Here is a 20,846-nt window from a genome sequence, read left to right on the forward strand (position 1 = left end):
CCCACGAGGAGGTGCCGTCATGACGGTCATGGAGCAGCGAGGCGCGTACCGGCCATCGCCGCCGCCCGCCTGGCAGCCCCGCATGGACCCCGCGCCGCTGCTGCCCGACGCCGAGCCGTACCGCGTCCTCGGCACCGAGGCGGCCGCGAAGGCCGATCCGGACCTGCTGCGCCGGCTGTACGCCCAGCTGGTGCGCGGCCGCCGCTACAACACCCAGGCCACCGCGCTGACCAAGCAGGGGCGCCTCGCCGTCTACCCCTCCACCACCGGCCAGGAGGCCTGCGAGGTCGCCGCCGCCCTGGCCCTGGAGGAGCGCGACTGGCTGTTCCCCAGTTACCGCGACACCCTCGCCGTCGTCGCCCGGGGCGTGGACCCGGTCGAGGTGCTCACGCTGCTGCGCGGCGACTGGCACAACGGCTACGACCCCCGGACCCACCGGGTGGCCCCGCTCAGCACCCCGCTGGCCACCCAGCTCCCGCACGCCGTCGGCCTCGCGCACGCCGCCCGCCTCAAGGGCGACGACGTGGTCGCGCTGGCCATGGTCGGCGACGGCGGCACCAGCGAGGGCGACTTCCACGAGGCCCTGAACTTCGCCGCCGTCTGGCAGGCGCCGGTGGTGTTCCTGGTGCAGAACAACGGCTTCGCCATCTCCGTCCCGCTCGCCAAGCAGACCGCGGCGCCCTCCCTGGCCCACAAGGCCGTCGGCTACGGCATGCCGGGCCGGCTGGTCGACGGCAACGACGCGGCCGCCGTGCACGAGGTCCTCAGCGACGCCGTACGGCGGGCGCGCGCGGGCGGCGGACCCACCCTGGTGGAGGCGGTGACCTACCGCATCGACGCGCACACCAACGCCGACGACGCCACCCGTTACCGCGGTGACTCGGAGGTCGAGGCCTGGCGGGCGCACGACCCGGTCAAGCTGCTGGAGCGGGAACTCACCGCGCGCGGCCTGATCGACGACGCCGGCCTCGAGGCCGCTCGGCAGGACGCCGAGAAGATGGCTGCCGACCTGCGGGAACGCATGAACCAGGACCCCGAGCTCAACCCCATGGACCTCTTCGACCACGTCTACGCCGAGACCACCACGCAACTGCGCGAACAGCGCGCCCAGCTGCGCGCCGAGCTCGAGGCCGAGCAGGACGACCAGGAAGGCGACCTTCGATGACCACCGTCGCCGTCAAGCCCGCCACCATGGCGCAGGCCCTCACCCGCGCCATGCGCGACGCGATGGCCGCCGACCCCAGCGTGCACGTCCTGGGCGAGGACGTCGGCACCCTCGGCGGGGTCTTCCGGGTCACCGACGGGCTCGCCAAGGAGTTCGGCGAGGACCGCTGCACCGACACCCCGCTCGCCGAGGCGGGCATCCTCGGCACCGCCGTCGGCATGGCCATGTACGGCCTGCGCCCGGTGGTGGAGATGCAGTTCGACGCCTTCGCCTACCCGGCGTTCGAGCAGTTGATCAGCCATGTCTCCCGGATGCGCAACCGCACGCGCGGCAGGATGCCCCTGCCGATCACCGTCCGGGTGCCCTACGGCGGCGGCATCGGCGGCGTCGAGCACCACAGCGACTCCTCCGAGGCCTACTACATGGCCACTCCCGGCCTGCACGTCGTCACCCCGGCGACGGTCTCCGACGCCTACGGGCTGCTGCGCCAGGCCATCGCCTCCGACGACCCGGTCGTGTTCCTGGAACCCAAGCGGCTGTACTGGTCGAAGGACTCCTGGAACCCCGAGCAGCCCACGGAGGTGGAGCCCATCGGGCGTGCGGTGGTCCGGCGGCCCGGCACCAGCGCGACGCTCATCACCTACGGCCCGTCCGTGCCGGTCTGCCTGGAGGCCGCCGAGGCCGCCCGGGCCGAGGGCTGGGACCTCGTGGTCCTCGACCTGCGTTCCCTGGTCCCCTTCGACGACGAGACGGTCTGCGCGGCGGTGCGGCGCACCGGACGCGCCGTCGTCGTGCACGAGTCGACCGGGTTCGGCGGCCCGGGCGGCGAGATCGCGGCCCGGGTCACCGAGCGCTGCTTCCACCACCTGGAGGCCCCGGTGCTGCGGGTGGCCGGCTTCGACCTCCCCTATCCGCCGCCCATGCTGGAGCGGCACCACCTGCCCGGTGTCGACCGCATCCTGGACGCCGTGGGCCGCCTGCAGTGGGAGGCCGAGGGCTGATGGCACAGGTGCTGGAGTTCAAGCTGCCCGACCTCGGCGAGGGTCTCACCGAGGCGGAGATCGTCCGCTGGCTGGTGCGGGTCGGCGACGTCGTCGCCATCGACCAGCCCGTCGTGGAGGTCGAGACGGCCAAGGCGATGGTCGAGGTCCCCTGCCCCTACGGCGGCGTGGTCACCGCGCGCTTCGGCGAGGAGGGGACCGAACTGCCCGTCGGCGCACCGCTGCTGACGGTCGCGGTAGGCCCCGCGACGACCGGCGAGGAGGCCGGCTCGGGCAATGTGCTGGTCGGCTACGGCACCTCCGAGGCCCCGGCCCGGCGGCGCAGGGTGCGCGCGTCCGGCGCGAACGGGCACGCGAAGCAGGCCGTTCGGACACCGCCCGCCCCCGCCCCCGCCCCCGCGCCCGAGGCCGCTTCCGGGAGCGCGTCGGCCTCCGGTCCCGTCGAGGGCCCGGTGCCCGTGATCTCCCCGCTGGTGCGCCGGCTCGCCCGGGAGGGCGGTCTCGACCTGCGGGAGCTGACCGGTTCGGGGCCCGAGGGGCTGATCCTGCGCGCCGACGTCGAGAACGCCCTGCGCGCCAAGGCCGCACCCGTACCCGGGACGGCGGAGCCCGCCACCCGGGTCTCTCCGGGCGCACCGGCCCGCGACGGAATCCGCGTTCCCCTCAAGGGCGTCCGCGGCGCCGTCGCCGACAAGCTCTCCCGCAGCCGCCGGGAGATCCCCGACGCCACCTGCTGGGTCGACGCGGACGCGACGGAACTGATGCGCGCGCGAGCCGCGATGAACGCCGTCGGAGGGCCGAAGATCTCGCTCCTGGCGCTCCTCGCCCGCATCTGCACCGCCGCCCTCGCCCGGCACCCGGAGCTGAACTCCTACGTCGACACCGAGGCCCGCGAGGTCGTCCGGCTCGAGCAGGTGCACCTCGGGTTCGCCGCGCAGACCGAACGGGGACTGGTCGTCCCGGTCGTGCGGGACGCCCACGCGCGCGACGCCGAGTCGCTGACCGCGGAGTTCGCGCGGCTCACCGAGTCCGCCCGGACCGGCACGCTCACCCCGGGTGAACTCACCGGCGGCACCTTCACGTTGAACAACTACGGCGTCTTCGGTGTCGACGGCTCCACCCCGATCATCAACCACCCCGAGGCGGCCATGCTCGGCGTGGGCCGGATCGTCCCCAAGCCGTGGGTGCACGAGGGCGAACTGGCCGTGCGCCAGGTCGTGCAGCTCTCCCTCACCTTCGACCACCGGGTGTGCGACGGCGGCACGGCGGGCGGCTTCCTGCGGTACGTCGCGGACTGCGTGGAGCAGCCGGCGGTGCTGCTGCGCACCATGTGACCCACGCCCGGTCCATGAGGAGGACCTGAGAGGACATACTCGGGGGGTGACCGAGAACACCCCCGCCGCACCCGGGACCGCCGCGCCGTACGACGCCGTCGTGCTGGCCGGCGGTGCCGCCCGGCGGCTCGGCGGAGCCGACAAGCCCGCGGTACGGGTCGGCGGCCGGGCGCTGCTCGACCGGGTGCTCACGGCCTGCGCCGGCGCGGCCACGACCGTCGTCGTCGCCGGCGCCCGCCCCACCGCACGGCCGGTGCGCTGGGCGCGCGAGGAACCGTCCGGCGGCGGCCCCGTGGCCGCGCTGGAGGCAGGGCTGCGGCTGACCACCGCCGAATACGCCGCGGTCCTCTCCGCCGATCTGCCGTTCCTCGAAGCGGCCACGCTGGAGCGGCTGTTGGCGGTCCTGCGGGACACCGGCGCCGACGGAGCGATGCTCACCGACGCCGAGGGCCGGGACCAGCCGCTCGTGGCGGCCTACCGCACCGCCGCGCTGCGCCGTGAACTGGCCGCCCTCGCCGCCGGGCACGGCGGTCTCACGGGGCTGCCTCTGCGCCGGCTGACCGGCGCCCTTCAGCTCACCCGCGTCCCGGACCCGCTCGCGTCGTTCGACTGCGACACCTGGGACGACATCGCCGACGCCAGGGCACGCATCAGGGAGCATGGGCACGTGTTGGATGAATGGATCTCCGCAGTCAAGGACGAGCTGGGCATCGACCTGGACGTCGACACCGGTCTCCTGCTCGACCTGGCCCGCGACGCCGCACACGGCGTGGCCCGGCCGGCCGCGCCGCTGACCACCTTCCTCGTCGGCTACGCCGCCGCCCGGGCCGAGGGCGGCCCGGAAGCCGTCGCGGAGGCCGCCCGCAAGGCCGCCGCGCTGGCACTGCGCTGGGAGGAAGAGAACAGCGGGGGCGGCCAGGAAGGCGCCGGTGGCGCCCCCGCCCCGGACCCGCGATGACCCCCGGCACCCGGGCCGGAGCGCCCGCCGAGGACAGTGACGACCTCGACGTGGAGGAGGCCCTGGCCCTCGTGAGGGAACCCAAGGAGACCGGTGCCCCCGCCGCGCCCGCCGCCGCCCCCGACGAGCGGCGCCACGATCGGCACCGGGCCACCGCCTGGCCCCGGGCACGCGAGATCGCCGCCCGCGCCGCCCGCTCCGGCAGCCGCCGCACCCCCGTCTCCGTCCCCCTGGCCGAGGCCCTGGGCCTGGTCCTCGCCGCCCCTCTCGACGCGCTCACCGACCTGCCCTCCTTCGACACCTCCGCGATGGACGGCTGGGCGGTCGCCGGACCCGGCCCCTGGGCCGTGCGGGCACAGGGCGTGCTCGCCGGCCACGCGCTGCCCGAGCCGCTCACCGACGGCGAGGCGGTCCGCATCGCCACCGGCGCCCGCGTCCCGGCCGACACCACCGCCGTGCTGCGCACCGAACACGGCCGTACGGACGCCCAGGACCGGCTGCACGCCACCCGTGAGATGAACCACGGCCAGGACATCCGCCCCCGCGGCCAGGAGTGCCGCGGTGGCGACCAGCTGCTCCCGGTCGGCACCCTCGTCACCCCCGCAGTGCTGGGCCTCGCGGCGGCCGCGGGGTACGACACCGTCACCGCGGTCGCCCGCCCCCGCGTCGAAGTGCTCGTCCTGGGAGACGAGTTGCTCACCGAGGGGCGCCCGCACGACGGACTGATCCGGGACGCCCTCGGCCCCATGCTGCCGCCCTGGCTGCGCGCGATGGGCGCCGATGTCATCGGCGTACGCCGGCTGGGAGACGACGCCAAGGTCCTGCACAAGGCGCTCACCGGCTCCCGGGCCGATCTCGTCGTCACCACCGGCGGCACCGCCGCCGGTCCCGTCGACCATGTCCACCCCACCCTGGAGCGCATGGGCGCCGAACTCCTCGTCGACGGCGTGAAGGTGCGTCCCGGCCACCCCATGCTGCTGGCCCGCACCAAGGAGAACCAGCACCTCGTCGGTCTGCCCGGCAACCCTCTCGCGGCCGTCTCCGGCCTGCTCACGCTCGCCGAGCCGCTGCTGCGCACTCTCGCCGCCCGCCCAGCCCCGGAGCCGTACACGCTGGCTCTCGCCGAGGCGGTGCACGGGCATCCGTACGACACCCGGCTGGTCCCCGTGGTGCTGCGCGGCGACCGTGCCCTGCCGCTGCACTACAACGGCCCGGCCATGCTGCGCGGGATCGCCGCCGCCGACGCGATGGCGGTCGTGCCGCCGGGCGGAGCACAGCAGGGGGAGGAGACGGAGCTGCTGGACCTGCCGTGGGCGGCGGCCGGAATCGGGGTGTGTTTCACGTGAAACTTCCGGGTCATGACGCCATCGCCCGCCGTGCGGACGAGCACCTGGTGGCCCAGCGGGTACAGCTCCCGAGGACGGTGGTGGAGCGCCCGATCCGCCAGGTGGCCAAACGGCTGCTCATGGCCCTGTTGGTGCTGGTCGCCACGGCGCTCGTCGTCTACGCGGACCGCGACGGCTACCACGACAACTCCGACGGTCCCGTTGACCTGCTGGACGCGTTCTACTACGCGACCGTCACCCTCTCGACCACCGGATACGGCGACATCACCCCGGTCAGCGACAGCGCCCGGCTCACCAACATCTTCGTCATCACGCCCCTGCGGGTGCTGTTCCTGATCATCCTGGTCGGCACCACGCTGGAGGTCCTCACCGAACGCACCCGGGAGGAATGGCGCCTGAACCGCTGGAGGTCCACCTTGCGCGACCACACCGTCGTCATCGGCTACGGCACCAAGGGGCGGTCGGCCATCCAGACCGTCTGCGCCACCGGCCTGAGGGCAGAGCAGGTGGTCGTGGTCGACCCCAGTTCCAAGGCGGTCGACGCCGCGACGGCCGAGGGCTACGCGGGCGTCATAGGCGACGCCACCCGCAGTGATGTGCTCAGGCGGGCCGAGGTGCACAAGGCGCGGCAGATCATCGTCGCCCCGCAGCGCGACGACACCGCCGTGCTGGTCACCCTGACCGCCAGGCAGCTCAACCGGAGCGCGAAGATCGTGGCCGCGGTCCGGGAGGAGGAGAACGCCCCGCTGCTCAAGCAGTCGGGCGCCGACGCGGTCATCACCAGTTCCGGTGCGGCCGGCCGGCTGCTCGGCCTCTCCGTGCTCAGCCCGGCCGCCGGCATGGTGATGGAGGACCTGATCCAGCAGGGCAGCGGTCTCGACATCATGGAACGGCCCGTGGTGCGGGCCGAGGTGGGCAAGGGCCCGCGTGAGACGGACGACCTCGTGGTCAGCGTGGTGCGCGGGCACCGGGTGCTCGGCTACGACGATCCGTCCATCGGCTCGCTGCAGCTGACGGACCGCCTGATCACCATCGTCCGCGTGAGCCCGGGCGCCCACGTCACTCCGCATCACCGTCCGCTGCCGAGCGACTGAGCGGGCCTGCCCCGGGGTTGGCGCCGGTGAGGAGTAGCGTCACGGTCATGCATGCGATCACGATTCCCGAACCTGGTGGGCCCGAGGCGCTGGTGTGGGACGAGGTCCCCGACCCCGTGCCCGGCGAGGGCGAAGTTCTGGTCGAGGTGGTGGCCAGCGCCGTCAACCGTGCCGACATCATGCAACGGCAGGGCTTCTACGACCCGCCGCCGGGCGCGTCCCCGTATCCCGGCCTGGAGTGCTCCGGAAGGATCGCCGCGCTCGGCCCCGGGGTCTCCGGCTGGGCCGTGGGCGACGAGGTCTGCGCGCTGCTCGCGGGCGGCGGATACGCACAGAAGGTCGCCGTGCCCGCCGGGCAGCTGCTGCCCGTGCCCGAGGGCGTCGAACTGAGGCAGGCGGCCGCGCTGCCCGAGGTGGTCTGCACCGTCTGGTCCAACGTCTTCATGGTCGCCCATCTGCGTCCGGCCGAGACCCTGCTGGTCCACGGCGGTTCCAGCGGTATCGGCACCATGGCCGTCCAGCTGGCCAAGGCCGTCGGGGCCAGGGTGGCGGTGACCGCCGGCACGAAGGAGAAGCTGGACTACTGTGCCGGGCTGGGCGCGGACGTCCTGATCAACTACCGCGAGCAGGACTTCGTGGCCGAGATCAAGCAGGCCACGGACGGTGCGGGCGCCGATGTCATCCTCGACAACATGGGCGCCAAGTACCTGAACCGCAACGTCCAGGCCCTCGCCGTCAACGGCCGGCTCGCGATCATCGGCCTGCAGGGCGGGGTCAAGGGCGAGCTGAACATCGGTACGTTGCTGAGCAAGCGGGCCGCGATCAGCGCGACCTCGCTGCGGGCCCGCCCGCTGAGCGAGAAGGCCGCGATCGTGGCCGCCGTACGCGAGCACGTGTGGCCGCTGTTGAGCGAGGGGCACATCCGTCCGGTCGTGGACCGCGAGCTGCCGATGCCGGATGCGGCCGAGGCGCACCGGGTGGTGGAGGAGAGCGGCCACATCGGCAAGGTGCTGCTGGTCGCGCCGTAACCGTACGGCCGCCCCCGCCACCGGCTCGCGGTCCGACCGGTCGAGCCGGTCAGCTACGGCGGATCCGCAGACCCAGGAACGCCAGCCCCAGTCCGAGACCGACGAGGACCAGTCCGGTCCCCAGCGGCAGGATCTTCAGCGTCGGCTCGGCGGGGGCGGCGGCCCGGCGGACGTTCTGGTCCGCGGTCTGCCGAGGGGGCCGGGCGGGGTCCAGCCCGGCCTCCTCGGGCGGCGCGGACGCCGTCGGGGTGCCGGCCGGGATGTCGGCGGTCTCCGGCTCCTGCGGATCGAAGGGGTCGGGAGCCCCGGTCACCGTCCCGGAGCCGTCGTCGCCCTCCTCCTCGGCGACCGGCCCGTCCGGGCGGCCGGGGCGCATCCGGCCCTCGCCCGCCCTGCTCCCGGCCCGGGACGGCTCGGCGGCCGGATCGGAGTGGCCGTGGGGGCGGGACGCCGAGTGCGAAGCGGCCGGCGAGGCGGAGGCCAGAGCGGCCGGGGTGACCGGTGAGGTGATCGCCGCCGCGGGCGCGGGTGGGTCCGGTGGCGCCGCCTGCGCGCCGTACGCGGGGGCGGCGCCGTACACCGGCACCGCCGCCACGAGGGCGAGCAGCAGTGGTACGAGGCGGAGCGTGAGACGCAGCCATGAAGTCACTTCGGTGACCTCCCGGAGCCCAGTCGTCGAACTTCGACGCAAGACAGCCTCACATCGTGGGGCATAGCGGGCATTCCGGATTGCGCCGTCGGAGCTAAAGGGTGGATCTGCCCCATGAGGGGGCAGCACGGTGATGAGGTGAGGGCGTGCGAGACAATGGCGGCATGGAGATGCCGAGGAACGAACGGTCGCCGGAAAATCCCCAGATCCTGGTCGTGGGCCAGGACGGCATGGCGATCGGCGGCGGGGACGAGGACTCCCGTGAGACGCCGGTGACGGACCAGGTCGAACAGCCGGCCAAGGTGATGCGGATCGGCAGCATGATCAAGCAGCTGCTCGAAGAGGTCCGGGTCGCTCCCCTCGACGAGGCCAGCCGGGCCCGGCTCAAGGACATCCACCGCAGCTCGGTGAAGGAGCTGGAGGACGGTCTGGCGCCGGAGCTGGTGGAGGAGCTGGAACGGCTGTCGCTGCCGTTCACCGACGACACGACCCCGAGCGACGCGGAACTGCGTATCGCGCAGGCCCAGTTGGTGGGCTGGCTGGAGGGCCTGTTCCACGGCATCCAGACCACGCTGTTCGCCCAGCAGATGGCGGCGCGCGCACAGCTCGAGCAGATGCGCCGGGCGCTGCCGCCGGGTGTGGGCGGTCACGAGGGCGGTGACGACCCGCGCACGGGCGGCCGTTCGGGCGGCCCCTACCTGTAGGGCCGCCGGGCGGTCCGAGCGGCCAGGAGGGACAGCAGGGCCCGGCGGTGTTCCGCCGGGCCCTTACGCATGGCACCGGTCAGGCCTGGGGCGCCTGCGCGGTCACCGGGCGGGCGCCCGCGTCACTGCGCGGGATAGCCCGTCGAGACGCTCAGCTCGATCTCCGGCATGTTCTTGGGATCGAGGTTGGTCCCCTGGGAGGGGAACTGGTCGAGGACGGTGCCGTCGCCCCAGGTGTTGTTGTCCTCTTTCTTGATCTTGTACTGCCAGCCGGCGGCCTGGAAGCACGACTTCACGGAGTCGATGTTCTTGAACCGGAAGTCCGGGAGCTCGATCTTCTTCTCGTCGTTGTACGACTCCTCCGGCTCCGTGCAGTCGGTCTCCTTGACCGTCCGCGACGTGTCCGGTCCCCGGTAGCCCGCCCCGTGGGCCGACGCGGAGGCGGTGGGGTCGTTGCCGCCCTTGTCGTCGGTGCCGCCGCCGTTCACGGTCAGCGCGACGATCAGGCCGACGACCGCGACGAGGGACACCACGATGGAGCCGATGATCACCGGCTTGTTGCTCTTGCCGTCGCCCCCGCCGGAGGACTGCACGGCCGTCTGGGGCGTGATGTTGTACGGCGGCGGGGTCGAGGGGGTCTGCTGCCCGTACGCCGCGGGCGTCTGGTAGCCGCCCTGCTGGGGATAGCCGTACGCCGGGGTGGGCGCCGGGGTGCCGTACGGGTTCGGCTGGTACGGCGTCTGCACCGGGCCGGTGGGCGCCGGGGCCGTCTGGTCGACGGGCGGGAACACCGTGGCGCCCACACCCGCTCCGCTCTGCGTCGGACCGGCGCCCGGCACGATGCTGGGCGGCGCGGCGTGCAGCGAGGCGGCGACACGGAGGCACTCGTCGCGCATGGACTCCGCGGTCGGGAAGCGCTCGTTCGGGTTCTTCTTCAGCGCGCGGGCGATCAGCGCGTCCACCGCGGGCGGCAGCGCGCGGTTGATCGAGGAGGCCGCGACCGGCGTCTCCTGCACGTGCGCGTAGGCGATCGCCAGCGGGGAGTCCGCGTCGAACGGCAGCCGCCCGGTCACGAGCTGGAACAGCATGATGCCGACCGAGTACAGGTCGGAGCGGGCGTCCACGCCCCGGCCGAGGGCCTGCTCGGGCGAGAGGTACTGCGGGGTGCCGACGACCATGCCGGTCTGGGTCATGGAGGTGACGCCGGACTGCATGGCGCGGGCGATGCCGAAGTCCATGACCTTGACCACGCCGCGCTTGGTCATCATCACGTTGCCCGGCTTGATGTCGCGGTGGACCAGGCCCATCTCGTGGCTGATCTCCAGCGCCGCCAGCACGTCCGCGGTGATCTTCAGCGCCTTGTCGGCGGGCATCGCGCCGGCCTGCCGGACGTCCTCCTCGAGGACCGAGCCGAGCGGGCGGCCCTCGACGTACTCCATGACGATGTACGGCATCGTCGCGCCGTCCAGCGCGTCCTCGCCGGTGTCGAAGACGGAGACGATGTTGGTGTGCGTGAGCTTGGCCACGGACTGGGCCTCGCGCCGGAACCGCTCCCGGAAGGCCTGCTCCCGGCCCAGCTCGGAGTGCAGGGTCTTGATCGCCACCTGGCGGTCGAGCACGGTGTCGTAGGCCAGGTGAACCGAGGCCATGCCGCCCTGCCCCAGCAGGTCGCGCAGCTGGTAGCGCCCGCCGGCCAGCGCCCGCCCCGCGTACCGCTCCTGTGCGCCGTCCTGGCTCATCTCTCCGCGTCCCCCACTGGCCGTCCGGCGCCGTCGCTGGGCGAACATGCCTTGATCGAATGTCCCATTCCCGGCCAAGTCTGCCCGAGGGCACTGACACGTCAAGCTCGGTGCCCGTTCCGTGACCGTACGCGAAAGAAGCGTCGCGCAAGCGTTACAGCGGACGTACGAGCAGTGCACAGAATTTGCACGAGAGCGCGTGCTAGGGGTTTCATGACCGGTCCGTCTCGGGCCGGTTCCGGTTCCGGTTCCGGACCGGAGGCGGACGCGGAGGCTGTAGCGTGGCCGACGGAGACCGTAACAACACCGCGCGCACCGCGGGCAGAAACGACGGCGAGGACCGATGGCACAGACGCACAGCGCCCAGGGCCCGTCCGACCCCGAGGCGACTGGCGGCGGCATGTCAGAGACGCCCGAGATGTGGGGCAACGGCGGGCTCGTCGGCGACGGCCGGTACCGGCTGACCCATCGGCTGGGCCGGGGCGGCATGGCCGAGGTCTTCGCGGCCGAGGACGTCCGGCTCGGCCGTACCGTCGCGGTCAAGCTGCTCCGCGCCGACCTGGCCGAGGACCCGGTCTCCAAGGCCCGCTTCACGCGCGAGGCCCAGTCGGTCGCCGGGCTGAACCACCACGCGATCGTCGCCGTGTACGACTCCGGCGAGGACGTCGTGGGCGGCCAGTCGGTGCCGTACATCGTGATGGAGCTGGTCGAGGGCCGCACCATCCGCGACCTGCTGCTCAACGCCGAGGCGCCGGGTCCCGAGCAGGCCCTGATCATCGTGTCCGGGGTGCTGGAGGCGCTCGCCTACTCGCATCAGCACGGCATCGTGCACCGCGACATCAAGCCGGCCAACGTCATCATCACCGACAACGGCGCCGTGAAGGTGATGGACTTCGGCATCGCCCGCGCGCTGCACGGCGCGTCGACGACGATGACGCAGACCGGCATGGTGATGGGCACCCCGCAGTACCTCTCGCCCGAGCAGGCGCTCGGCAAGGCCGTCGACCACCGCTCCGACCTGTACGCGACCGGCTGCCTGCTGTACGAGCTGCTCTCCCTGCGGCCCCCGTTCACCGGTGAGACCCCGCTGTCGGTGGTCTACCAGCACGTCCAGGACATCCCCACCCCGCCCTCGGAGGCCTCGGACGCCTGCCCGCCGGAGCTGGACGGCCTGGTCATGCGTTCGCTCGCCAAGGAGCCCGACGACCGGTTCCAGACCGCCGAGGAGATGCGCGGCCTGATCCAGTACAGCCTGCAGATGCTGTACGAGCAGGGCGGCCACACCGGGACCTGGAACACCGGGCCGGTGGCCGCGCACGACGGCCGGAACGCCGCGGCGGCCGGATTCGCGGGTACGGCCGTGATGCAGCACCCCGGCGACTTCGGCGCCGGCACCGCGCAGATTCCGCAGCCGATCCTGCCCGGCGGGTACGGGAGCGGGGACGAGGGCGGCTTCGAGGGGCACGGCAACCGGGGCAGCGGCCGCGGCAAGCTGTGGATCCTCGCCGTGCTCGCCGTGATCGCCATCGCGGCCGGAGTCGCGCTGGCGCTCAACCACAACAACGACGGCAGCGGCGGCGGGACCACTCCGACGCCGACCCACTCCAAGACCACGAAGGACGAGACGGCCTCCGAGTCGCCGTCCGACGACAACACGGACCAGCCCTCGGACCCGTCCACCGACAACGGGACGGACAACGGCAGCGGCTCCAACTGGGGGACCCCGTCGTACACCCCGTCGTACACGCCCTCGCAGCCGGCCACCGACGACCCGAGCGAGGAGCCGTCGGACCCGGAGCCGTCCCAGTCGCCGCCGACGGATCCGACGGACGGCGGCACGGACGCGGGGACCACGGACGGCACCGACGGCGGCGCCACGGAGGGCTCGGACGGGGGCGTCACCCCGTCGGCCCCGGTGTCGCCGTGAGGCGCTGTCGCTGAACCACTTCCGCGCGCGCGGGCGGGCCACGGCTCACCCGCGCGCGTGACGTCGTCCCGTCTCCAGGGGCCTCAGCCCGCGAAGGCGTCGCACACCGCCTCGTACTCGCGCGTCCACCACACCGCGAGCGCCGAGGCGGCCGGGAACTGGCAGTCCGCGCGGGTGTCGCCGCGCTCGTAGTGCCAGCGCAGCATCCAGAAGTCGTTCAGCCGCTCCCACCACACCCGGTGCACGGCCGCCGCCAGCTCGGACGGCGTGGCGCGGGCCGCCCGCCGGTACGCGCGCGCGTAGGCCCGCACCTTCGGCAGGTCGAGCGCGCCCGCGGGCCGTACGAAGAAGATCGCGGCGGCGCGTACGGCCTCCTCGGCGCGGGGCTGCACGCCCAGCCGGTCCCAGTCGACGATGGCGGCCGGTCCTTCGTCCGTGTAGAGCAGGTTGAAGGGGTGGAAGTCGCCGTGCACCCAGCCGACCGGGCCGCCGCGCGGCGGGCGCCGGCCGGCGTGCTGCTCCAGCAGGGCGCGGCGTTCCAGGAGCCGGTGGCGGGCGAGCTCGTCGAACGCGTCGGCGGGGCGGTGGCGGCGTACCCGGCCGAGCAGTTCGTCGATCAGGGCGAAGGTGTCGGACGGGTCGGCGCTCTCGACCGGATGCGGGCCGGTCGCCGGACGGGTGCGCCCCTTGGGCGGCATCACCCGCTCCAGGCAGGCGTGCACGGCCCCCAGGAGCGCCCCCAGGCGTGCGCTCTCGGAACGGGTGAGCTGGCCGCCGTGGCGGTGCCGTCCGTCGATCCAGGGGTGCAGGGCGTACGCGTGGCCGCCCACGACGGCGACCGTGCGGCCCTCGCGGTGCTCGAGCGGCTGGGCCACGGGGACGCCGAGGTCGGCCAGCCGCTGGGTGGCCCGGTGGCGGCGTTCGATGGCGGCCGGGTCGGCGGTGTCCGGATCGAAGTGGTGCTTGAGGAAGTAGCGGCCGCGGGTGGTGCGCACCCGGTAGCCCCGGTTCAGCAGGCCCTCGTCGACGGGTTCGCAGGCGAGGGCCGTACCGGCGGCGTAGAGGCGCAGAAGACGGCCCAGAGGGGGCGCGTGCGGTACAGGGGGTGGTACACATGAGCGCGGCACGCGCCAGATGCTAGGGCAGGAAAAGAACCCGTGAGCTGCGGCTTGTCACGGCCAGTCATCGGTGATCGCATTCGGTCACGGGGTGTGCAGGGGTGGACCGCGCCACCGGATGTCCAGGTCCGCGTCTCGCATTCTGAGACCGCTCAACGGTCATGTCCGGAATTCTCGCCTTTCGTCCACGAGGTGCGAGTCACAAGTCGACTCTTCCCGTGTCCGGGGTCGCCGGGATAACGTGCCGTTGCTCCGGCCTCCTGCAAGGCTGTGACCAGCGACCTTCCGCCTCCTGCGGATTTACTTGGAAATCCAAGCAAAAACGCAGGTCAGGAGGGGTTTCACAGATATGTGGAGCACTGGGTAACGTAAAAGTCGCAGGGCGCTCGCCGGGGCACCTGTCACGCCTGTTCCCGGCCGAGTGGCACCCACCCCGTGCCCGGTGGTCGAGAAGCAGGTGAGCCGCACTGGCCTACCGGCAACCCCGGGGGCCGGAACGACGGAGGAGCACACGTGACCGTGGACAGCAGTGCCGCGCGCAAGCCGCGACGCAGCGCCGCAGGCAAAGCCGGCACCACCGGCACCAAGCGCACCACCCGCACCACCCAGAAGAGCGCCGACCCGGAGCTGGTGCAGCTCCTGACGCCCGAGGGCAAGCGGGTCAAGAACGCCGAGTACGACGGCTACGTCGACGGGATCACCCCCGACGAGCTGCGCGGCCTGTACCGCGACATGGTGCTCACCCGGCGTTTCGACGCCGAGGCCACAGCGCTGCAGCGCCAGGGCGAGCTGGGCCTGTGGGCCTCGCTGCTGGGCCAGGAGGCCGCGCAGATCGGCTCCGGCCGGGCCCTGCGCGACGACGACTACGTCTTCCCGACCTACCGTGAGCACGGCGTGGCCTGGTGCCGCGGGGTCGACCCCACGAACCTGCTCGGGATGTTCCGCGGCGTGAACAACGGCGGCTGGGACCCGAACGGCAACAACTTCCACCTGTACACGATCGTCATCGGCTCCCAGACGCTGCACGCCACGGGATACGCGATGGGCGTGGCCAAGGACGGCGCCGACTCGGCCGTCATCGCCTACTTCGGCGACGGCGCCTCCAGCCAGGGCGACGTGGCGGAATCGTTCACCTTCTCCGCGGTCTACAACGCGCCGGTGGTGTTCTTCTGCCAGAACAACCAGTGGGCCATCTCCGAGCCCACCGAGAAGCAGAGCCGGGTGCCGCTCTACCAGCGAGCCCAGGGCTTCGGCTTCCCGGGCGTGCGCGTCGACGGCAACGACGTGCTGGCCTGCCTCGCGGTCACCAAGTGGGCGCTGGAGCGCGCCCGCGACGGCGAGGGCCCCACCCTGGTCGAGGCGTACACCTACCGCATGGGCGCCCACACCACCTCCGACGACCCCAGCCGGTACCGGGGCGACGAGGAGCGGCTGGCCTGGGAGGCGAAGGACCCGATCCTGCGCCTTCGCCGGTTCCTGGAGGCCTCAAACCACGCGGACGAGGGATTCTTCGCGGAACTCGAGGCCGAGTCCGAGGCGTTGGGCAGGCGAGTGCGCGAAGCGGTCCGCGCCATGCCGGACCCGGACCACTTCGCCATCTTCGAGAACGTGTACGCGGACGGGCATGCGCTCGTCGACGAGGAGCGAGCCCAGTTCGCCGCCTACCAGGCGTCGTTCGCGGATGCAGAGGGGGGTCACTGAGATGGCCGAGAAAATGGCTCTCGCCAAGGCGATCAACGAGTCGCTGCGGCGCGCTCTGGAGACGGACCCCAAGGTCGTCGTCATGGGTGAGGACGTCGGCAAGCTCGGCGGCGTCTTCCGGGTGACGGACGGCCTGCAGAAGGACTTCGGCGAGAGCCGGGTCATCGACACCCCGCTCGCCGAGTCGGGCATCGTCGGCACCGCGATCGGTCTCGCCCTGCGCGGCTACCGCCCCGTGGTGGAGATCCAGTTCGACGGCTTCGTCTTCCCTGCCTACGACCAGATCGTCACGCAGCTCGCGAAGATGCACGCCCGGTCGCTGGGCAAGGTCAAGATGCCCGTCGTCATCCGCATCCCCTACGGCGGCGGCATCGGCGCGGTCGAGCACCACTCGGAGTCCCCCGAGACCCTGTTCGCGCACGTGGCCGGCCTGAAGGTCGTCTCCCCGTCGAACGCGTCGGACGCCTACTGGATGATGCAGCAGGCCATCCAGAGCGACGACCCGGTGATCTACTTCGAGCCCAAGCGCCGCTACTGGGACAAGGGCGAGGTGGACGCGGAGGCGATCCCCGGCCCGCTGCACAAGGCGCAGGTGGTGCGGGAGGGCACGGATCTGACCCTGGCCGCGTACGGCCCGATGGTGAAACTGTGCCAGGAGGTGGCCGCCGCGGCCGCCGAGGAGGGCAAGTCCCTGGAGGTGCTGGACCTGCGCTCGGTCAGCCCCCTGGACTTCGACTCCGTCCAGGCCTCGGTGGAGAAGACCCGCCGTCTGGTCGTGGTCCACGAGGCGCCGGTGTTCTTCGGCTCCGGCGCGGAGATCGCCGCCCGGATCACCGAGCGGTGCTTCTACCACCTCGAGGCCCCGGTGCTCCGGGTCGGCGGCTACCACGCCCCGTACCCGCCGGCCCGCCTGGAGGAGGAGTACCTGCCGGGTCTGGACCGGGTGCTCGACGCCGTCGACCGTGCCCTGGCGTACTGAGGAGAGGGTTCGTGACGACGATGACGGAAGCATCCGTACGCGAGTTCAAGATGCCCGACGTGGGCGAGGGACTCACCGAGGCCGAGATCCTCAAGTGGTACGTCCAGCCGGGTGACACGGTCACCGACGGCCAGGTGGTGTGCGAGGTCGAGACCGCCAAGGCGGCCGTCGAACTCCCCATTCCCTACGACGGCGTGGTCCGCGAGCTGCGTTTCCCCGAGGGCACCACGGTCGACGTGGGCACGGCCATCATCGCGGTGGACGTCTCGGGCGGAGCCGCACCGGAGGCCACCGCCGGGCAGCCGGAGACGACCGCCGCCGCGCCGGAGGCCCCCGAGGCGCCGGAGCCCGAGCCCACGGGCCGCCAGCCGGTCCTGGTCGGCTACGGCGTGGCCACCACCTCCACCAAGCGCCGTCCGCGCAAGGGCCCCGAGGTCACCGTCCCGGCCGCCGCCCAGGCGGTCCAGACCGAGCTGAACGGCCACAGCGCCCCGGCGGTCCCCGAGCGGAACCGCCCGCTGGCCAAGCCGCCGGTGCGCAAGCTGGCCAAGGACCTCGGTGTGGACCTCGCCACGATCACGCCGTCCGGCCCGGACGGCGTCATCACCCGCGAGGACGTGCACGCGGCCGCGGCGCCGCAGGCCGCCGAGACCGCCGCGCCGGTCACGCAGGCCCCCGCCGCCCCGGCCCCGGCCGCCGCGCCCGCAGCCGTCGGCTCCGAGGGCGCACGCGAGACCCGGATCCCGGTCAAGGGCGTCCGCAAGGCGACGGCGGCGGCCATGGTCGGCTCCGCCTTCACCGCGCCCCACGTCACCGAATTCGTGACGGTGGACGTGACGCGCACGATGAAGCTGGTCGAGGAACTCAAGCAGGACAAGGAGTTCCAGGGCCTGCGGGTGAACCCGCTGCTCCTGATCGCCAAGGCGCTGCTGGTCGCCATCAGGCGCAACCCGGACATCAACGCGTCCTGGGACGAGGCGAACCAGGAGATCGTGCTCAAGCACTACGTCAACCTGGGCATCGCGGCCGCCACCCCGCGCGGTCTGATCGTGCCGAACATCAAGGACGCGCACGCCAAGACGCTGCCGCAGCTCGCGGAGTCGCTGGGCGAGCTGGTCTCGACGGCACGTGACGGCAAGACCTCGCCGGGCGCGATGCAGGGCGGCACGGTCACCATCACCAACGTCGGCGTCTTCGGCGTCGACACCGGCACGCCGATCCTCAACCCGGGCGAGTCCGCGATCCTCGCGGTCGGGGCCATCAAGCTCCAGCCGTGGGTGCACAAGGGCAAGGTGAAGCCGCGCCAGGTGACGACGCTCGCGCTGAGCTTCGACCACCGGCTGGTCGACGGCGAGCTGGGCTCCAAGGTGCTGGCGGACGTCGCGGCGATCCTGGAGCAGCCGAAGCGGCTGATGACCTGGGCCTGACGGCTGTCGCCCGGGTGGTCCCCGAGCACCGAAGGGGGGTGGTCGCGAGTTCGTCTCGCGACCACCCCCCTTCGTTCTGCCCCGGCTCCGGCTGCCGAGGGCGCGAACCCGGTGCCGTCGGTGCCGCCTAGCGCGGGTGCGAGCCGGGTGCCTGGTCGGGTGCCGGGTCCTCACGGAACCAGTGGCCGCCGGTGCTCCAGCCCAGCAGCCGGCGGCCGGCGCCCTGGTCCGCCTGCTCGCCGGCCAGGACCTGGCGGAGCCCGGTGAGGGCGGGGGCGAGCCGTCCCGCGACGTGCCAGGGCTGCCGCGCGAAGTCCTCGGTGACGCGGGCCACCACGTACCTCTGCTGGTCCGGCGCGCACAGCGACAGGTAGAAGATCATCTGCCGCCAGGCGTAGGCGGTGTCCTTGACGGTGCCGAGCGGCCGCGGGTTGTGGTGCACGCGCCCGGTCAGCCGGCACACCGTGTCGAAGCAGCGCAGGGCGACGTCGTCCCAGCCGACGCCGGGATCGATGCCCACCCGGTGGACCAGCGTGGCCAGATTGTGGGTGGTGAGGATCTGCGCCTGCTCGATCACCGTGCCGTTCCCCGCGACCCAGGAGCCGGCGCGCCCCGCACCCGGTGCGAACTCCGCGGCCCGCCGCCGGCACAGCTCGGCGAACCCGGGAGAGGTGCGGGCACGGCCGGACCGGCGGGCGGCATCGGCGGCCTCGATGACGGCGAGGTTGCGCACCGCCGCGTAGTCGATGGCGTAGTACCGCTCGTACAGCGAGCCCGCGCCGAGGAGTTCGGCCGCGATCCGTGCGGCGGTGAGGAACTTCGGGGTGAACGTGCCCATGAAGATGTCGGCCGCGAGTTCCTCCACGAAGGGCGCGCCCAGCTCGGCCTGGCGGGCCAGCACGGACAGCTCGCGGATCAGCGGATTGGGCAGGATCGTGCCCGGGAAGGCGCGCACCGCGAGCCCGCCGAGCTGCCGCAGCGCCCCGGCCGCGGCCTCGTCCGCCCCGGAGCCGGCCCGCTGTGCGGCGACCGCCCGCACCCACGGCAGTTCCTCCACCCGCACCTGCCGCTGGAGATCGAACAGCAGCAGGGAGCGGCGGTTGCGGAACGCGCGGTAGTGGGCGGCGGCGAGCGACCGCAGGGCCGGGTCGCGATGGGCCTCGGCGGTGGTGGCGGCGACGAGCTGGGGGACCAGCTCGGCCAGGACCTCCGCCGACGGTACGACGCCGCGTTCCACGAGCGTGGCGACGGGCGCGCTGAGCGCGGCCTCGACGGGCCGGCGCACGGCGGCCGGGACGACCGCGCCCGCGGGCACACCCGTCTCGTCCGCCTCCCGCTCGCTCACCGGGGCCAGGACGGGCCCCACCTCCTCGACCCCGCCCTCCTGCGGCAGGCCGGACAGGCGGCCCAGCACGACGCCGGCCAGCGCGTGGTGGGAGGGCAGCGCGGCATGGGCGGCCTGCCGCCGGCGCAGGGCGGTGTGCTCGGCGGAGCCGGGACGCCCGCGCCGCCGGACCATGGAGGTGACGGCGTGCCGCAGCAGCCCGAGCCGCCGCGGTGTGAGCTCCCCTGCGGCGACGGCCTCCTCCAGCGCGCCGCGCAGGATGCCCAGGTTCTCCTTGGGCCGCAGGTGCTTGGTGCAGTGCGTGTGGCGCCGCGCGAGGTCGTGGTAGCGGCGCAGCAGGGCGGCGGAGCGGGCGTGCCACGGGTCGTCGGGGCCGGGGACGTGTATCCGCCCCCGCTCGTCGGTCACCGCCAGCCAGTGCAGCAGGAGTTCGTCACCGAAGGGGTGCCAGACGGCCAGGGCCTCGCGCTGCGTCTCGACGGCCGTGCTGGGACGGCGGGCGGCGAGCGCCGCGCGGGCCTCGGCGACGGTGGAGCGGTGCACGGCGTCGTGCCGGGGCGCGGGCACGCCGGACGGCCGGGGGGCGAAGCGGAGCCGGTCCGCGAACGGCGCGAGCTCCTCCACCAGGTCGAGCGCTGCCGCCGGCTCTCCGGCCCGGACCAGCCAGGCCACCGTGAGCAGCGCGGCCTCCTCGGGAACGGTCACCTCGTAGCGGCCGCTGTCGAGGAGAGCGTGAAGATGGGCGAGCCCGTCCTCGGACAGGAAGTGCGCGAACAGCGCCCGCCGGGTCCCGGGCACGCCGGCGCGACGCGCGGTGGCGATCTCGTGGTCGAGCAGCGGGCCGCCCGCGCTCGGCTCGCCGGTGGCGAAGCCGCCCCGGACCACCTCGGGCGTGACCCAGGCGGGCAGTCCGGCGACGGGCGTGCGGGAACCGATCGTCAGCAGGCCGTTCGCCATTCCGTCCAGCACGGCGCGCCACCTGCGCCCGCGTTCCGCGCCGCGTCGGCGGGTCTCCGGGTCCGGGTGGGCGGCGGCCGTACGGAAGGCGGCGGCAAGCTGACCGGCCGCGTATCCGGGGTTCGCCTGGGCGAGGTGCTGCTGCTCAGCGTCGTCGTTCATAGCCGACGTGGCGGGTCCCGCCCCCGCGCCCTCCGGGTCCCGAGCCCGGTGCTCTGCTGCTGAGCTACACGTCGATGGCCGACGTGGCGGGTTCCGCCCCCGCGCCCTCCGGGAGTAGAGCCCGGTGCTCTGCTGCTGAGCTACACGTCGATGGGCCGACACTAGGTGGCGGTGTGCCGCGGCCACAAAGGGTTTTCGGCACCGCGGAGGGT

At 73.2% G+C, this 20,846-nt stretch carries 16 protein-coding genes and 1 tRNA gene; 12 read left to right on the forward strand and 5 right to left on the reverse strand.

The window, feature by feature from the left end:
* Positions 1-19 precede the first annotated feature (19 nt).
* The 7 genes from pdhA (ACFYU0_RS13040) to ACFYU0_RS13070 are packed head-to-tail and all read left to right on the forward strand — an operon-like array spanning position 20 to position 7,926.
* Positions 20-1,165, forward strand: a complete 1,146-nt coding sequence (gene pdhA, locus ACFYU0_RS13040; protein WP_389300363.1) for a pyruvate dehydrogenase (acetyl-transferring) E1 component subunit alpha — start codon at positions 20-22, stop codon at positions 1,163-1,165.
* Positions 1,162-2,166 (forward strand): alpha-ketoacid dehydrogenase subunit beta, encoded by a 1,005-nt coding sequence (locus ACFYU0_RS13045; RefSeq protein ID WP_389300365.1) that lies wholly within the window; start codon positions 1,162-1,164, stop codon positions 2,164-2,166. Before pdhA (ACFYU0_RS13040) ends, ACFYU0_RS13045 begins: the two co-directional genes overlap by 4 nt.
* Entirely contained in the window at positions 2,166-3,500 is a 1,335-nt protein-coding gene (locus ACFYU0_RS13050; protein WP_389300368.1) for a dihydrolipoamide acetyltransferase family protein, read from the forward strand. Before ACFYU0_RS13045 ends, ACFYU0_RS13050 begins: the two co-directional genes overlap by 1 nt.
* Positions 3,501-3,546: 46 nt before the next feature.
* Positions 3,547-4,458, forward strand: a complete 912-nt coding sequence (locus ACFYU0_RS13055) for an NTP transferase domain-containing protein (RefSeq protein ID WP_351661995.1) — start codon at positions 3,547-3,549, stop codon at positions 4,456-4,458.
* Positions 4,455-5,804, forward strand: a complete 1,350-nt coding sequence (locus ACFYU0_RS13060) for a molybdopterin molybdotransferase MoeA (protein ID WP_389300371.1) — start codon at positions 4,455-4,457, stop codon at positions 5,802-5,804. The genes ACFYU0_RS13055 and ACFYU0_RS13060 overlap by 4 nt, the downstream gene beginning before the upstream one ends.
* Positions 5,801-6,898 (forward strand): potassium channel family protein, encoded by a 1,098-nt coding sequence (locus tag ACFYU0_RS13065; RefSeq protein ID WP_351662000.1) that lies wholly within the window; start codon positions 5,801-5,803, stop codon positions 6,896-6,898. Before ACFYU0_RS13060 ends, ACFYU0_RS13065 begins: the two co-directional genes overlap by 4 nt.
* A gap of 47 nt (positions 6,899-6,945) precedes the next feature.
* Positions 6,946-7,926, forward strand: coding sequence for an NAD(P)H-quinone oxidoreductase (locus tag ACFYU0_RS13070; RefSeq protein WP_389300373.1), 981 nt, complete (start codon positions 6,946-6,948; stop codon positions 7,924-7,926).
* A 49-nt stretch (positions 7,927-7,975) separates the two neighbouring features.
* On the opposite strand, the gene ACFYU0_RS13075 is transcribed toward ACFYU0_RS13070, so the two are convergent.
* Positions 7,976-8,575, reverse strand: coding sequence for a hypothetical protein (locus ACFYU0_RS13075; protein WP_389300376.1), 600 nt, complete (start codon positions 8,573-8,575; stop codon positions 7,976-7,978).
* 164 nt (positions 8,576-8,739) lie between these two features.
* Here ACFYU0_RS13075 and ACFYU0_RS13080 point away from each other — a divergent pair, with 164 nt between their 5' ends.
* On the forward strand, positions 8,740-9,279 hold the full coding sequence (locus tag ACFYU0_RS13080) for a bacterial proteasome activator family protein (RefSeq protein ID WP_389300894.1): 540 nt from the start codon (positions 8,740-8,742) through the stop codon (positions 9,277-9,279).
* Positions 9,280-9,401: 122 nt separating this feature from the next.
* Here the strand turns inward: ACFYU0_RS13080 and ACFYU0_RS13085 are convergent, their stop codons facing one another.
* A complete protein-coding gene (locus ACFYU0_RS13085; protein WP_389300378.1) occupies positions 9,402-11,018 on the reverse strand; it encodes a protein kinase in 1,617 nt (538 codons plus the stop codon).
* A gap of 343 nt (positions 11,019-11,361) precedes the next feature.
* Between ACFYU0_RS13085 and ACFYU0_RS13090 the strand changes: the two genes are divergently transcribed.
* On the forward strand, positions 11,362-12,945 hold the full coding sequence (locus tag ACFYU0_RS13090) for a protein kinase (RefSeq protein ID WP_351662012.1): 1,584 nt from the start codon (positions 11,362-11,364) through the stop codon (positions 12,943-12,945).
* Positions 12,946-13,028: 83 nt separating this feature from the next.
* Here the strand turns inward: ACFYU0_RS13090 and ACFYU0_RS13095 are convergent, their stop codons facing one another.
* On the reverse strand, positions 13,029-14,072 hold the full coding sequence (locus ACFYU0_RS13095) for a phosphotransferase (protein ID WP_351662015.1): 1,044 nt from the start codon (positions 14,070-14,072) through the stop codon (positions 13,029-13,031).
* A gap of 504 nt (positions 14,073-14,576) precedes the next feature.
* Between ACFYU0_RS13095 and pdhA (ACFYU0_RS13100) the strand changes: the two genes are divergently transcribed.
* From pdhA (ACFYU0_RS13100) to ACFYU0_RS13110, 3 genes are read left to right on the forward strand one after another with little or no spacing between them, the layout of a single operon-like run.
* Positions 14,577-15,764, forward strand: a complete 1,188-nt coding sequence (gene pdhA / locus ACFYU0_RS13100; protein ID WP_351662018.1) for a pyruvate dehydrogenase (acetyl-transferring) E1 component subunit alpha — start codon at positions 14,577-14,579, stop codon at positions 15,762-15,764.
* A 1-nt stretch (position 15,765) separates the two neighbouring features.
* A complete protein-coding gene (locus ACFYU0_RS13105; protein ID WP_351662021.1) occupies positions 15,766-16,743 on the forward strand; it encodes an alpha-ketoacid dehydrogenase subunit beta in 978 nt (325 codons plus the stop codon).
* Positions 16,744-16,754: 11 nt separating this feature from the next.
* Positions 16,755-18,170, forward strand: a complete 1,416-nt coding sequence (locus ACFYU0_RS13110) for a dihydrolipoamide acetyltransferase family protein (protein ID WP_389300384.1) — start codon at positions 16,755-16,757, stop codon at positions 18,168-18,170.
* 127 nt (positions 18,171-18,297) lie between these two features.
* Here the strand turns inward: ACFYU0_RS13110 and ACFYU0_RS13115 are convergent, their stop codons facing one another.
* Positions 18,298-20,634 (reverse strand): hypothetical protein, encoded by a 2,337-nt coding sequence (locus tag ACFYU0_RS13115; protein ID WP_389300387.1) that lies wholly within the window; start codon positions 20,632-20,634, stop codon positions 18,298-18,300.
* Between the two features lie 2 nt (positions 20,635-20,636).
* Positions 20,637-20,708, reverse strand: a tRNA-Pro gene (locus ACFYU0_RS13120).
* Positions 20,709-20,846: the final 138 nt, after the last annotated feature.

The organism is Streptomyces sp. NPDC003720 (assembly GCF_042875075.1).
Taxonomy (GTDB): domain Bacteria; phylum Actinomycetota; class Actinomycetes; order Streptomycetales; family Streptomycetaceae; genus Streptomyces.

Excerpts from the sequence above, each read along its gene's own strand:
- ACFYU0_RS13070 (WP_389300373.1), top strand. The coding sequence starts at position 6,946 with ATGCATGCGATCACGATTCCCGAACCTGGTGGGCCCGAGGCGCTGGTG.
- ACFYU0_RS13050 (WP_389300368.1), top strand. The coding sequence starts at position 2,166 with ATGGCACAGGTGCTGGAGTTCAAGCTGCCCGACCTCGGCGAGGGTCTC.
- ACFYU0_RS13085 (WP_389300378.1), bottom strand. The coding sequence starts at position 11,018 with ATGAGCCAGGACGGCGCACAGGAGCGGTACGCGGGGCGGGCGCTGGCC.
- ACFYU0_RS13060 (WP_389300371.1), top strand. The coding sequence starts at position 4,455 with ATGACCCCCGGCACCCGGGCCGGAGCGCCCGCCGAGGACAGTGACGAC.
- ACFYU0_RS13045 (WP_389300365.1), top strand. The coding sequence starts at position 1,162 with ATGACCACCGTCGCCGTCAAGCCCGCCACCATGGCGCAGGCCCTCACC.
- ACFYU0_RS13105 (WP_351662021.1), top strand. The coding sequence starts at position 15,766 with ATGGCCGAGAAAATGGCTCTCGCCAAGGCGATCAACGAGTCGCTGCGG.
- ACFYU0_RS13080 (WP_389300894.1), top strand. The coding sequence starts at position 8,740 with ATGGAGATGCCGAGGAACGAACGGTCGCCGGAAAATCCCCAGATCCTG.
- ACFYU0_RS13090 (WP_351662012.1), top strand. The coding sequence starts at position 11,362 with ATGGCACAGACGCACAGCGCCCAGGGCCCGTCCGACCCCGAGGCGACT.
- ACFYU0_RS13115 (WP_389300387.1), bottom strand. The coding sequence starts at position 20,634 with ATGAACGACGACGCTGAGCAGCAGCACCTCGCCCAGGCGAACCCCGGA.
- pdhA (WP_389300363.1), top strand. The coding sequence starts at position 20 with ATGACGGTCATGGAGCAGCGAGGCGCGTACCGGCCATCGCCGCCGCCC.